Source organism: Phoenicibacter congonensis (assembly GCF_902386915.1).
GTDB lineage: Bacteria > Actinomycetota > Coriobacteriia > Coriobacteriales > Eggerthellaceae > Phoenicibacter > Phoenicibacter congonensis.
Genome location: NZ_LR698997.1, coordinates 423,151 through 437,660, shown reverse-complemented (window position 1 = coordinate 437,660; position 14,510 = coordinate 423,151). Strand labels below are relative to the sequence as shown.

Below are 14,510 nucleotides of genomic sequence, written 5' to 3'. Positions count from 1 at the left end.
AACAACAAGTTCAACATGCCAACAAAGAACCCTAACGAAGAGAAACTTCACGCAGCTCTAAAACCCATCGCAATGAGACCACGTCCCAACAACTTTTATAGTCCCACAAAGGAGATTCCGTCTGTCTGATATGACTTCTGAATAATGTGACACACAAAAACGATGCTGAAAACTAAAGTGCTTCTTTCATGCCTCTCACATAGTCCCCAATTCTTGCAGGTGCTTCTTTGCCATGTTCGGCAAGAATCTTGATAATTGCCGAACCAACAATTGCCCCATCAGAAATTTTTGCCATGTCATGAGCATGTTGAGGAGTCGAAATTCCAAAACCGATTGCACATGGAATTTGTGAATTCGCACGAACTACCTTAATGATTGATGGCAAATCGGTCTTTATTTCGGAGCGCATTCCAGTGACACCCAAACTTGAAACGACATAGAGAAAACCTTCAGCCTCTTTCGCTATCATTGCGATTCTGTCTTCTGACGTTGGAGCTACCATCGAGATTAATGCGACATCATTGGCTTTGCAAATGCCAGCAAACTCTTCCTTTTCCTCAAAAGGGACATCGGGCAAAATAATGCCATCAACCCCAATCTCTGAACAAGTTGAAATGAATTTTTCAGCTCCATAGGAAAAAACTACGTTTGCATATGTCATAAAAACAAACGGCACAGAAACATCTTTTCGCAAGTCACGAACGAGATCAAAAACTTTGTCAGTAGTGACGCCTCCCCTCAACGCACGAAAGTTGGCGCCTTGGATTACTGGACCTTCTGCAGTTGGGTCAGAAAAAGGAATTCCAAGTTCAATTAAATCGGCACCGTTAGTCGCCATCTCACGAACGGCCGCAGCGGTAGTTTGCAAATCAGGGTCACCGCAAGTAATAAAAGGAATGAAAGCCTTACCGTTCTCGAATGCAGTCTTGATTCTATTCATCGATATCCTCCCCTTTGTAGCGTGCGATAGACGCACAGTCTTTGTCTCCTCGTCCCGAAATTGTAATAACAACAATTTTGTCTTTATCCATGTCAGGAGCAATTTTCATCGCGTGTGCGACAGCATGCGCCGACTCAATCGCTGGAATAATTCCCTCCATTTTTGAGAGATATTCAAATGCATTCACTGCCTCATCATTAGTAACAGCAACATATTGCGCACGTCCGATGTCGTTTAGCCAAGCATGCTCAGGACCAACGCCAGGATAATCAAGTCCAGCAGAAATTGAATAAACAGGAGCAATTTGACCATATTTATCCTGACAGAAATAGGACTTCATGCCATGAAAAATCCCAAGGCTGCCAGTGGAGATCGTAGCTGCAGTCTCAAAAGTGTCAATGCCGCGACCAGCCGCCTCGCAACCAATCAGCGCCACTTCCTCATCTTCAATGAAGTTATAAAAACTGCCAATCGCATTCGAGCCGCCTCCAACACAGGCAATCACTGCATCAGGCAGGCGCCCTTCTTTTTCGAGCATTTGTTCCTTTACTTCTTTTGAGATAACCGCTTGAAAATCGCGAACAATTGTTGGAAAAGGGTGAGGTCCCATGACTGAACCGAGGCAATAATGAGTGTCACTAATTCGGTTTGTCCATTCGCGCATTGCTTCAGACACTGCGTCTTTTAAAGTTGCAGTGCCTGACTTAACTGACACAACGTCGGCCCCAAGCAAGCGCATCTTGTAGACATTCAATTTTTGACGGACGATGTCCTCTTCACCCATAAACACGACGCATTCCATGCCCATTAGGGCAGCAGCAGTTGCAGTAGCAACGCCATGTTGTCCTGCACCGGTCTCGGCAATCAGGCGAGTTTTACCCATTTTTTTCGCTAAAAGTGCCTGCCCCAAAACATTGTTAATCTTGTGTGCACCCGTGTGATTGAGATCCTCTCGCTTCAAATAGATTTTTGCGCCACCCAAGTCCTCAGTCATTTTCTTCGCGTAATAAAGCCTCGATGGACGCCCTCCATATTCCTCCAAAAGCTCCTGAAGCTCTCGATTAAAATCTGGGTCATTCTTGTAGAAGTTGTAGGCTTCCTCAAGTTCAATGACAGCATTCATCAAAGTTTCGGGTATGTATTGTCCGCCATGAATACCAAAACGCCCGTTTTCGTTAGTCATTATTTCTCGTCCTTTCTCACCGCGGCTGCAAAAGCCTTCATTTTTTGAATATCTTTAGTCCCTTCAGTTTCAATGCCTGAGCTCACATCTACCGCATAGGGATGAAGCTCAGAAATTGCCTTCGCAACATTTTGTGCATCAAGCCCGCCTGCAAGGAAATAGGGTCTAAATGGATTCCTAAAGTCACACCCATTATTCGCAAGTTTTTGCAATTTGCATCTAGATGTTTTGCTTTCAAGGGGGTCTTCGAAATTAGAGGGTCGCATAGTTTCTTTTAGACGCACCCAATCAAACTTTTTTCCAGTGCCACCTGGCCCGTTATCAAATAAAAGATAGTCACAAGGAAATTCAATTGTTTCTTTTATATCTTGCGCAGAGTTAGCCCGGCATGCCTTAATTATGGGAACCTGACCTAAATGATTATTCCTGCTTTGATTTAATAGACTGCCCGAGCTCAAACCATCGAGTTCATTTTTTAACTCTTCTACAAAACATTCATTTTCTGAACCATGTAGCTGAATTACATCAATCACGTTATTTCTCACAAGTTGCGCAACATCAGCCACAGGAGCATCAACAAAAACTCCAACCGCCTTAATCGATGGGTTAAGCAAACACTTTAATTTTTCCGCTGAAGACTGGGAAACGCACCGTTTACTCTTTGGCGCAAAAACAAAACCGACAAAGTCTGGTTTGATTTCATTTGCGGCTTTAATGTCTGCTTCACACATCATCCCGCAGAATTTAATCTTCGTCACTAGAACCCCACCTCACTTTCATCCATAGAAGTCAAGTTTTGAGTGGAAGAGTCATCGTAGTAACTTGGAGACACTGCATTCAAATTTGAATTACTAAAACACGGAATTTCTTTTCCACGAAGTTCTAAAAGCTTAGCGGATTTATCCTCGGCAGTCATTAGTGTTTCGCCAACAAGGACTGCATCGGCTCCCACATTTCTCATCGCAGCAACATCTTCTGCGGTTTTTATGCCACTTTCTGCGACAAACAACACATCAGTCGGAACAAGTTCTCGAAGACGCTTGCTGTTCTCTGTGTCAACAGTGAAGTCTTTTAAATTGCGGTTGTTGACCCCAATAATTCTTGCACCCGCTTCCAACGCGACGCGAACTTCTTCGTCGTCATGTGCTTCCACCAAAGCAGACATGCCAAGCGCATCGCACAGTTCAATGTAGTCGGCAATTTGCTGTTTGCTCAAAATTGAACATATCAAAAGAACAGCAGAAGCCCCCAAAAGCTTTGCCTCATAAATCATGTAGTCATCAACTGTGAAGTCTTTACGAAGGCACGGAATGTTCACAGCAGAAGCGACTTCTGCAAGATAATCATCGCTTCCTAAAAACCATTTCGGCTCAGTCAAAACTGAAATTGCGTTAGCGCCAGCTCGCTCATATTCCTTTGCAATTTGCAAATAGGGAAAATCAGATGCAATTAAACCCTTTGAGGGGGACGCCTTTTTGCACTCACAAATAAAAGCAATGTCTCCTGATTTGAGTGCTGTCTCAAAATCAAAATTTCCTCTTGGCAACTCCAACGCTCGCGCCTTGATATCTTCAGCTGAAATTGTCATTTGAGCAAAAGATACACGCTGTTTTGCAAATGTTGCTATTTCATCAAGAATGGTCATCTTTATTACCTAAAATTACCTGTTGCTCACTTGAATTAGCTTGCCTAAAGTCACCGCCGCTTTCCCGCTGTCAATCAAATCGGCAGCAAGAGCAATTCCTTCTTTCATTGAATTGGCTTTGCCTGCAATGTAGAGAGACGCGCCTGCGTTCATCAAAACTGCGTCTCTTTTTGGCCCTTTATCTCCGGCCAAAATCGCCCTTGTAATTGAAGCGTTCTCTTCAGGTTCTCCGCCCACAAGTTCACTTTTTTCACACGTGCTGAAGCCAAACTCCTCTGGCGTGATGGTGTATGACTTAAACCATCCATCTTTAAATTCGCAAATTTTAGTTGGAGAACTAAGCGATATTTCATCAAGCTTGTCTTTTCCAAACACAACCATGCCTCGTTTTACACCAAGGCTAATCAAGACCTGCGCTAGAGGTTCAACAAGATATTCGTCGTAAACACCAAGCAATTGCATCGTTGGGCTGGCAGGGTTCGTGAGTGGCCCCAAAATGTTAAAAACAGTTCTAAACCCCAGTTCTTTGCGAATTGGACCGACATACTTCATCGATGCGTGATATTTTTGAGCAAAAAAGAAACACATGCCAACTTCATTTAAAAGTTCAATGCATTTTTCAGGAGATTGGTCGATGTTAACGCCAAGAGCTTCAAGACAATCAGAAGTTCCGCATTTTGATGATGCTGCGCGATTTCCATGCTTAGCAACTTTCATGCCTCCAGCCGCGCAGACTAACGCCGAAGTAGTTGAAATGTTGAAGCTTTGAGCGTTGTCTCCACCAGTTCCAACAATTTCAAAAATGTCCATGCCAGTGTCAACTTGAGTTGCGTGATCACGCATAGCAGCCGCACAACCTGCAATCTCATCTGTTGTTTCGGCGCGCGCACTTTTTGTGGAAAGGGCTGAAAGAAATGCTGCATTTTGCACCTGGCTCGTGTCGCCACTCATGATTTCATTCATGACCGCATAGGCCTCGTCATAGCTCAAGTCTTTCTTGTTAACTATCTTGATAATTGCTTCTTTTATCATTCCTAAATCTCCCTAATAAAATTCTTTAAAATTTCAAAACCACAAGGTGTGAGAATTGATTCTGGGTGAAACTGGACTCCAAAGATTGGGAATTCTTTGTGTTGCACTGCCATGATTTCTCCATCCTCTGCAAAAGCAACTGGCATTAAATCGCAAGGAAGAGTTTTTGCATCCACAGCAAGGGAGTGATATCTTCCAACTTTTTCTTCATCTGAAATTCCTTTGAACAAAGGGCACGAAAGATCAAATTTAACAGTTGACTGTTTACCATGCATCAACTCTTTTGCGTGGATTACGTTTGCACCATAGGCAGAACAAATTGCTTGATGCCCCAAACATACACCCAAAAGTGGGATTTCCCTGCCAAGGGGAACAACATCAATAGTGATGCCTGCATCTTCAGGACGACCTGGACCAGGCGAAAGTATTATCCGTTTTGGGTTCAATGACTTTATCTCTTCGACGGTCAATTCATCGTTTTTAACAACTCGAATGTCAGGGTCAATCATGCCAACCATCTGATAAAGGTTGTAGGAAAAGCTGTCGTAATTATCGATTAGCAGCGTCATCTAAAGTTCCTCCTCTGCAGCTTTTAAAGCGTTAACTACGGCTTGAGCTTTGTTTATGCATTCCTGATATTCTTTTTCTGGCACTGAATCGGCGACAATGCCTGCGCCACTTCTCACGAAAACCTGCCCATTTTTCTTGTAGGCGATGCGAATCGCTATGCAAGTGTCCATGTTCCCTGTGAAATCGATGTAACCAATCGCGCCCCCGTAAACACCACGCTTGTTGTTCTCGAGCTCGTTGATTAGTTGGCATGCACGAGTTTTTGGGGCGCCCGAAAGTGTTCCAGCTGGTAATACTGCCTCAATTGCATCGAGTGCGTCACAGTCATCGCAAATCTCTCCTCTAACAGTTGAGCCAATGTGCATTACGTGAGAATATTTCTCAACAGTGTGGAAGATTTCAACCTCCACAGTTCCAAACTTGCTCACTTTTCCAAGGTCGTTTCTTCCAAGGTCGACGAGCATGTTGTGTTCAGCAAGTTCTTTTTTATCAAGAAGGAGTTCCATCTCAAGAAGATCGTCTTCAATGCGAGTTTTCCCGCGTGGACGAGTGCCTGCTAATGGGAATGTGTGCAAAACTCCGTCCTCAAGTTTGACTAGTGTTTCAGGGGAGGCACCTGCAATTTCAACATCAGTCCCTGAAAAATAAAACATGTAGGGCGAAGGGTTGATTGTGCGAAGCATGCGATAGGTGCCAAGGAGGCTTCCCTCAAATGGTGCCGACAAACGATTTGACAAGACTATTTGGAAGATGTCACCCTCGAAAATGTGATGGCGCGCCGTTTCAACCATGTCGCAATATTGTTGCTTATTGAAAAGCGGTGTGACATCACCTGTGAGACAACCTGGCACATCATCTGTTTTTTTGCCAGACCTCAACAGATCAGCCATGCGTTTGAGTTCAAGAACCGCTTTGTTATATTCAACTTCGACGTTGTCAAGATGCACGTTTGCAATGAGAATTATTTTTTGACGAACGTTGTCAAAAGCTATAACGCGATCAAAGAGCATTAAATCAACGTCTTTGAAATTCTCGGTGTCATCAGCAGAAGTCTTAGCTTTAGGCTCACTGTAACCCAGATAATCATAGGAAAAATAGCCCACCAATCCGCCGGTAAAAGTGGGTAGCCCTTCAATTTTTGGACTTTTGTAGCGAGAGAGTATCTCGCGAAGTACAGTTGATGGGTTATCTGTTTTAATGCTAATATCACCTGCTCTCATTTCGCCATTAACGCAAGTGATTTCCATCTTAGGGTCAAACCCTAAAAATGTGTAACGACCCCATGTTTCATTTGCAAGAGCCGACTCAAGCATGTAGCAGTGAGTGGAAACTCCTTTTAAAATTTGCATCGCTTCTATTGGCGTGCAAATATCAGACAGAATCTCACAGCTAATGGGAGCAATAGAAAAGTTGTCTGTGTCTGCAATGCTCTTAACTTCAGCAAGTGACGGTGAAAATTTCATCAAAACCTCCCACAAATAAAAAACGCCCTCAACATGGGTCTATATAACCCAAGCCAAGGACGAATAAATTTATCCGCGGTGCCACCTTGCTTTGCAGGAAAATTTAATTCCTGCACACTCACGAGTTGCCATCACAACCCTGACATCTAACGCGTGTCTCACGTCACAGAATACTCTGCGGGGCGCCCCACATTTGACTGTGCCCTCCGTGGTCCATTTGACGAACCGTTTCGCGCCTGATTCTCAGCATCGCAGGCTCTCTGTAGCGTCGTATCTCGCCGTTATCTCCACTTCAACGGTTTCGACTATTGTCGTGCTACTAATAAAACACAACTTCTGTCTTTTTGTCAATACATTTTTAGAATTTAAAGAATTAGAAACATCTCAAGATTAACATAAATGCCAATCCACAATAGAGATGCGAGTGCAAAGTTGGAGGAGCAGATTCTTGCGCAAAGACGAGGTGCTAAATGTTGATAGATTTAAGGGTAATCCTGAGCGAGCAGATTTACGCGAAACACTGAGGAGCCATACTTCGGGCACTTCCCAATGTGTTGCAGCGCAAAGATGCCGCCCAGGATTAGCCGCAGCTTAGGCGAGATTACCGGAAGCTTTAACCTTAACCCGGTTAGTATTCCCTGGATAATATGAAAGCGGCACGTCTTCAACCTCGATAATTTCTACGGTGTCACGCACTGCACCGGCCTCAACGGCGAATTCAATTGCTTCGCTTTTCGCTTTTTCGAGCGACTCTTCGCGCGGCAACTCCTCATAATTCATGAGTTTTTCAAATGTTCCGCTCACCTTAGAAATAGCAGATCCAATGGCGTTAGCGCAACCAAAATGCGCAGGCTTTACAACTTTCGAAGCGCCAGCGATCTTGTCAGGAAGAATAATAGATCCGCCGCCAACAAGAACAAGTTCAACATCGACGTTCGAGACTTTCATAGCATCGACACTATCTTCAATCAGGTTTCTAATCTCAGACATAGCTTTTTTGGCAACTTCAAGAGGAATCGAATTAGCGAGGCTTGCGTCACCAAGTTCTACCATGCCGAGACGAACAGCAACGTCGGTTGCAGTGATCACATCACCACCAAAGACGAGTGCCTTATTTGTGATGTCATATCCAACACTGTCGGGGCCAACTGTCACTTCACCGTCGGGCGTAACTCTCACAATTGAGCCACCGCCTAGGCCAATCGAAATTACGTCAGGCATTCTAAAATTAGTTCGCACACCACCAATTGTTACAGCAACACTTGATTCTCTTGGGAAGCCATTTTGAATAACGCCAAGGTCGGTTGTGGTTCCACCGACATCGACAACAACAGCATCGCTCAAGTTTGAAAGATAGCTTGCACCTCGGATTGAATTTGTTGGCCCGCAAGCAACTGTGAGAATAGGATATTTTCGAGCATGATCCATTGTCATTAGCGTGCCATCGTTTTGGCTTAAATAGACATCTGCATTAACAATGCCTTCATCCTGCAAACTTTTAGCAAAGCCGTCGGTGAAGCGCTCGGCAACCTGCCAAAGAGCAGCGTTTAGAATTGTTGCATTCTCACGCTCAATGAGCCCCATAGAACCAATTTCACTAGAAACAGAAACATGGACATCTTCGCCCATCACCTCTCTGCAAAGTTTTGCGGCTTCAAGTTCATAATCGTTTCTGACTGTCGAAAAAACGCTTGATATCGCTATTGACTTGACTCCTTTGTTCTTCATGTCAATAAAGAATTGTCTTGCTCCTTCTGCATCAAAAGGCGCAAGTTCTTTTCCGTCATATTCAGAACCTCCGCCAATTATTTTGTTGCCAACAGCAATTGACTGGATGTCTTCAGCCCAATCAACCATTGGCCTGATTCCAGTTGTAGCAGGAGCACCGATTCTCAAGATTCCAATTGGCGCTAAATTTTTTCTCTCGACGATTGCATTTGTGCATTGTGTTGTTCCAAGCATTGCTTGTCTGATTTCAGAAGGATTAACTCCAGAAACGCTCAACACCTCACGCATTGCGCCGACGATTCCCTCATAAACATCAGACGAAGTTGGATATTTAATGTCAGACACTACGTTTCTATTTTCGTCTACTAAAACTGCGTCGGTGTTTGTGCCGCCAACATCGATTCCAAGTTTATACATGTCTATTCGCCCCCCTTGCAGCGCTCTTCAATCGGAATGTAGTCGGTGTCAACACCAAAATAGCGAGGACCGACTAGCTCAAGGCCCTCTTTTGTTCGCCAGAGATGGAAGCACTCAAGTCCAACGACCATAACTCGCTTGCCATATTTCAACGCATCGGTTGTGATTGGAATAAAAGTCTCAACGTCAACAAGTGAAATCAAATCTGGCGTTGTAGCAAGAATTTTCCCGTCAGCAGTCGCTGTTAAATTCTCATTTTGGAATTCTACAAATGCCTCATGTCCTTTGAATTCCCCAATGCCTTCAAGAACAACTTTCCCAAAGTTAAATCCAGATCGAGTTTCTCTCAAAACGTCTGCAATTTTTCCTTTAAAAAGCTTGTGTCCTTGCGACAAATCCAGAAAATGTTCCTCAGGTGTTTTGTCTTTGCTATCCTTGATTGTTCGAATCGCACGCCCAAGTTTCTCACTTCGAGTGACAATTCCGCGAACACCAAAGTCCTTCATTTGCTTGCCAGTCATCGGATATAAAGACACTGAAACCGAACCACCACAGCTCATTGTTACAGCACGCGCAAGCTCCTCTGTCCATTTATTAGTGATTGTTTCAAAAATGCAACTGTTGCCTTTTTCGTCAACAAGTGCCATTGGTGTTGCCTTAATTCCGCCAATTGTAAACGTGACCATTTGCAATTCGGGAAAAGCGCGACCCATTCCATCAACGTCAACCATTGGAAGGTTTAGCCTCGCTGAGGCCGCAATCGGAAGCATTGAATTCACTCCACCTGCTTCCATTGGCATGAATGCAAAAATTTCTTCGCCAAAAAATTTCGAAACCATGTCAAAAAGCTTTTTGTATTCGGTTCCGCCAATCGCCTTTTCAGCCAACACGGTTGGTGCACCCATCATTGCAATAGGAATTATCAATGCTTCGTCAGGAACTTCATCTGGGTCAAGCAATGTGACAGGACCCATTTCCTGCACAGCGCCCATCGCAACAAGTTTCCCGACATAGGGGTCACCCCCACCGCCAGCGCCAAGCAGTGCTGCGCCAGTTGCAATGTCTTCAATTTCCGGAATTTCAATCTTCCGCATTGTACTTTTCCTTCTTTCTCTAAACTACCTGATAAATTTAAAACAGACAAAACAGAGTCTGTAATACGACGTTTTAAGCCTCCACATTAACCTTCTTCGCTTTTCTTTCAGGAAGAGCATTTCTAAAAATTGCATATACAGCAAAGGAAACAACGATGCCATTGATTGGCCCAACAAAGAACGGTGTGTTCAAAAAAGGCATCAGTTCAATCAGAGTAGGGAAATTAGCAAAAGTTCCGCCAGTTACACAAGCAATAAAAGCGCCAAACAAATAGGAGAAAACTCCAACAATAGAGAAGCCTTCGCGGAAAGAATAGTTATCAACTCTGCCCTTTCCAATCACCCAATAGGAAGCGATTAGCACACCAGCTAATGGCGGAATTAACGCAGACATCAAAGACAGAAAGCCAGTGAACGCACTAAGCAAACCCAATGCCGCAAGCAACGTTCCCAAAGCACCAGCAACACCGGTGGTGATTTTAAACTTGCTTTCATCAAATCCAAGAAAATTGCTTAGAGCAAGACCACCAGAATAGGCATTAGTAACATTAGTGGTCCATGTAGCCAAAATTAACACTAAAAGACCCGCAAGAGGAACTCCCAAAGAAGTCAATATAATGCTGATGTCATACTCCCCAGTCACAATGCTCATCGAAGATCCAACCAACAACATCAAGAAACCAGCAGGAAGCACACCAACCAGAGAAGACTTTACGACATCAGCTCGGCTTTTTGCAAATCGACAATAATCTGCAGAGATTACTCCGCCCAATGCAAAAGAAGCCACAACCATAGATATTCCAAACACTAAACCTGCAGAAGCTTGAGGTGCATAATCAGCAAGAATAGCCGCGCCATTGTACGTTGAAAATCCAGCATATAGACCCCACAAGCAAACAACAACAAGCAAAGGCACAGCGAGGTAGTTTAGCCACTTGAGACCTTTAAATCCAACACAAGCTGTTAAAAGCATCACGATGCCCCAAAAAATCGAACATCCAGCTATAATCTGAGGAGTTGCCTCAAAACCAATTAATGCCGCTATCATGTTGGCAAAAGCCGCTCCACAAGTTGCTGATTGTATGCCAAACCATCCTATGCAAGCAAATGCAAGAAGAAAACTAATGATGTAGCGGGCACCTTTTTTACCAAGAGAAGCAGAAGCAAGAACAGCAACAGGAAGACCAGTGTCGCAAGCCTGCATTCCGATAAAGATCATGTAGAGACAAATAAAACCATAGCCAATCAAAATAGATAAAGATATTTCTGCTAAACTGAGTCCACTTTGAACAAGAACGCCACCGACCAGAAGACAAGGAACGCAAATCATTCCTCCGGCCCAAACTGCCGCAATAGACAGCCAGCTTTGTCGTTTAGACTCATCAATTGTAAAACCGCTATCAACCTTACTCACAATAGACACCTCCCTTTAAATTCAGCAATTTGAAAAGGCAACTAGCAAAAACCTTTTAGTTTTTTTAAAAGAATCACGAAGAACAAGAGAATTTCTCAATCATTAGCTAGATTAATCGCGAGTATATCATCGAGAAAACAGCTTGAAAATTGTCAAAAGGGCAAAAATAATGAATAATCAATTGTCCAAAAGGACAATCTAGAATTTAGCACCAATCAGAACAACTCCATCCCTCAACGGGGCTAACTGGTGTTTTAGTGTTTCTTGCCGACCAAACTCTGCTGTGATATAGCCAAGAAGGCCCGTTTAAAAATAACTGTTTGTGCACTCAGACAAACCAACATTTAAGCGCAGGAATTCACATTTAACTATTTAGCAACATGATTAATTTTCATTAAAGGAAGAACGTCTATAGCACCAAGCGAAACAAAACGACAGTAATTTACCTTAAAAAAATCAGTCGGCACAAAAGGATAATTCCACCCTTTTGTCATCTATGCCAAAAAAATCTAAAAGGAAATGCTTCTGCCAGCAGCAAGTTTAGCTATTAAGCAGTCTATAAATCGCAGCACTTTTGTAAACATCAATAGTTTCTGGCATTTTTCCCAAACGAAACCCAAGAATTTCACTAATTTTCTGAAGTCGATATTTCACAGTGTTTTTATGGATAAACAGCGTCTCAGCGGTTTTTGTGACACTGTTGTCGCAATCAAGCAAATAGGTGCAAGCTGTGATTATTAAATCTTTATAATCACAATCAAGTTCCAAAATGGTCAAAGGTGTTGTGTTTCTCAAAGCCTGCGCCTCGCCTTTTTCAACTTGCTCTCTGCAAGAGGCTGCAAATTGAATGTCTCCAAGAAGGAATGTCTTCTTAGTTGGGAAAATCAACTTTGCATCCTCCAGATAATCATCCACTAGAAGATATGCATTCCTGCACTCAGTGGTGTTCTCAAGAGACCCACATCGAACTATGACGGCATCTGGTGATTCATCTTGGGCGCACGCAAGCAACCTTTCAAGCACAATTTCTGCATCCTTTAACGAACGCGGTGCGCTGAGACACATGACAGGATGCTGTTCAAAAATTGACCCAATCACAATTTCTGAACACTGTCTTGCAAGCACTACATCGTCATCCATTCTTGCTTCAACAGCTTCGGCGTTGCAACCACAAAGCATCCAAAGTTCACTAATATCAGCTACGCTGACATTGAAAATTTCAGCAAGTCGGCGCATTCGAAGAGGCTCATCTTGCAAAATCGCACGAATCAACTCATGAATTGCAACCGTGCCATGCTGCTTTCCCCAAATGTTCACACAAATTCTCACTGTGTCGCCCGCTTGTTTAATTAGTTCAGAAGAAAGAGGTCGCCCTCTTTTGATTAGAGTGAGCAACAAAGATTCGGATGAATCACAACGAATTGCAACGGGATAAATCGTAGCACCTGGCAAAAGAGTGCTTATCTCCGGCTCTTTACCAAATTCGGAAAGAATTCTTTCAACTTCTTCACGAAGCTCGTCTTGCGTTCCTGTTGGCCATGCAGCCAAATTTAGAATTGTACCAGTGCTCGTGCTCAAAACAATAGAGCAATTCATTTCGGCACACAACATCTGAAGAGCAGTCGCAACCGTTTGATAGTGATGCGGCAACGAAGACATCCTTGCAAGAATGTCAGAGACTAGAGTTACTTTTTCCGCCCTGTCTTTATAGATCATTTCAGAAACTTCCGAAATTAGATCACTATAGCGAAGATTCCTTTGACCCTCCGGCATGCAAATCAGCACGAAATCATGTTCGTTGGCAATGTCTATCAATCGCTTGTCTACCTTTGGAAGATAAAGGCCGACATAATAGAGAACCAGGGCAACTTCGCCGCCCTCAATTAACCGCAACATGTTAGCGCATTGCAAATCAACTTCGTCAAGACAATTAACAAAACCAGTGATTATAATTTCTCCACCAGCATAGGTGTCGCCAGGGAACACTTCCTTAACAAGAATATCTGGATCAGTTGATTCAAGCACCGAAATTGCAGAGACTATGTTTTGTAAACCGCCCTTGCCACCAACAACTTTAGCCCGTCGCAAAGAAGGCAATTTCATTAAGTCGGAAACAGTGACGCTCATGCAAGTCTCACTTTCGCAAAGATCCGCTGTCGCTAAAAAATTTCAAAGTGAATGCTAGTTCAATAGTAATTCACATGCGAGTTAGCAGTTCATGAAAACAAAGGTTAAATTTGCAAGCTGGAAATAAAATCATTGATTGGCCAAAACAAGCCAAATTCTCAAAAACTATTTGCCACCCAGAATTACTAGCAGCTCGTCAACGATTTTGTCAAAATGCTTGCCAGTTTCATCGACTTTAATGTCTGCATATTTTTCATAAAGAGAAGAGCGTTCGTCATAAAGGTCGCGCAAGGTGTAGCCTTCTGGGATAGCTACGCCGCGCGCAACATAATCGCCAACTCGCCTCTCCATTTCATCATAAGAAATATAGAGATAGACAACAGTTGAGATGTCGCTAAGATGCTCCATTGCTTTTTGTTCATGACAAATTGAGCCACCTGGCGCAATGACCGAATTAGAGACATCAAGCTCGCAAGCAGTCTCTTCTTCAATGTCCAAAAAAACCTCTTGCCCAAACTCGTCAATTAAGTCTTTTAATTTTTTCTGAGTGTTTTCCTGAATAACAATGTCAAGATCGACAAAACTCATCCCCAAACGTTTTGCAAGCAAAACACCAATCGTTGATTTGCCCGAAGAAGGCATCCCTATAAACGTTATGTTTCTCAAAGCTTCACCTCAAGTTAATGATTGATTTAGAAGAGTTATTTTACTAGCAAAATATTAATTTCTGCCAAGGTCAAAGGCAAAGCCTAACCTCAAACACAAATTTAAAATAGCAACTAGCATTCATTTAGAAAACATCCTCTATAAACAATGAGGCAGTAAAAACTCTAACTAGTTAGCTTTCCAAAAAACAAAGCTTATTGGAGGAATTCCTATTGTTCAAAAGCGATTAGA

General features: G+C 43.2%; 12 protein-coding genes and 1 other annotated feature. All 12 genes read right to left on the bottom strand.

Translation table 11 applies throughout. The features are described 5' to 3' along the window. Window positions 1-172: 172 nt before the first annotated feature. Window positions 173-940, bottom strand: coding sequence for a tryptophan synthase subunit alpha (gene trpA, locus FXZ76_RS01900; protein WP_079535436.1), 768 nt, complete (start codon window positions 938-940; stop codon window positions 173-175). Next, window positions 933-2,123 (bottom strand): tryptophan synthase subunit beta, encoded by a 1,191-nt coding sequence (gene trpB / locus FXZ76_RS01895; protein WP_079535435.1) that lies wholly within the window; start codon window positions 2,121-2,123, stop codon window positions 933-935. Before trpB ends, trpA begins: the two co-directional genes overlap by 8 nt. Continuing rightward, the gene (locus tag FXZ76_RS01890) at window positions 2,123-2,881 is read right to left on the bottom strand and encodes a phosphoribosylanthranilate isomerase (RefSeq protein WP_079535434.1); all 759 of its coding nucleotides are present in this window, start codon (window positions 2,879-2,881) and stop codon (window positions 2,123-2,125) included. Before FXZ76_RS01890 ends, trpB begins: the two co-directional genes overlap by 1 nt. Beyond that, a complete protein-coding gene (trpC, locus tag FXZ76_RS01885) occupies window positions 2,881-3,768 on the bottom strand; it encodes an indole-3-glycerol phosphate synthase TrpC (protein WP_079535433.1) in 888 nt (295 codons plus the stop codon). Before trpC ends, FXZ76_RS01890 begins: the two co-directional genes overlap by 1 nt. A gap of 15 nt (window positions 3,769-3,783) precedes the next feature. Further along, window positions 3,784-4,800: an anthranilate phosphoribosyltransferase gene (trpD, locus tag FXZ76_RS01880; RefSeq protein WP_079535432.1), complete on the bottom strand. Its 1,017-nt coding sequence runs from the start codon at window positions 4,798-4,800 to the stop codon at window positions 3,784-3,786. 2 nt (window positions 4,801-4,802) lie between these two features. Beyond that, complete coding sequence (locus tag FXZ76_RS01875) at window positions 4,803-5,369, bottom strand: anthranilate synthase component II (protein ID WP_079535431.1); 567 nt, start codon at window positions 5,367-5,369, stop codon at window positions 4,803-4,805. Next, window positions 5,370-6,833 (bottom strand): anthranilate synthase component I family protein, encoded by a 1,464-nt coding sequence (locus tag FXZ76_RS01870; protein WP_079535430.1) that lies wholly within the window; start codon window positions 6,831-6,833, stop codon window positions 5,370-5,372. Window positions 6,834-6,885: 52 nt separating this feature from the next. Then, window positions 6,886-7,138 (bottom strand) — a binding site (T-box leader). 286 nt (window positions 7,139-7,424) lie between these two features. After that, window positions 7,425-8,978: a hydantoinase/oxoprolinase N-terminal domain-containing protein gene (locus FXZ76_RS01865; RefSeq protein ID WP_079535429.1), complete on the bottom strand. Its 1,554-nt coding sequence runs from the start codon at window positions 8,976-8,978 to the stop codon at window positions 7,425-7,427. A gap of 2 nt (window positions 8,979-8,980) precedes the next feature. Continuing rightward, window positions 8,981-10,072: a DUF917 domain-containing protein gene (locus FXZ76_RS01860; protein WP_079535428.1), complete on the bottom strand. Its 1,092-nt coding sequence runs from the start codon at window positions 10,070-10,072 to the stop codon at window positions 8,981-8,983. A 73-nt stretch (window positions 10,073-10,145) separates the two neighbouring features. After that, on the bottom strand, window positions 10,146-11,486 hold the full coding sequence (locus tag FXZ76_RS01855) for a cytosine permease (RefSeq protein ID WP_197682086.1): 1,341 nt from the start codon (window positions 11,484-11,486) through the stop codon (window positions 10,146-10,148). A 540-nt stretch (window positions 11,487-12,026) separates the two neighbouring features. Then, window positions 12,027-13,613, bottom strand: coding sequence for a PucR family transcriptional regulator (locus tag FXZ76_RS01850; protein ID WP_079535427.1), 1,587 nt, complete (start codon window positions 13,611-13,613; stop codon window positions 12,027-12,029). Window positions 13,614-13,778: 165 nt separating this feature from the next. Next, window positions 13,779-14,279, bottom strand: a complete 501-nt coding sequence (locus tag FXZ76_RS01845; RefSeq protein ID WP_231961722.1) for a shikimate kinase — start codon at window positions 14,277-14,279, stop codon at window positions 13,779-13,781. Between the last annotated feature and the right edge of the window lie 231 nt (window positions 14,280-14,510).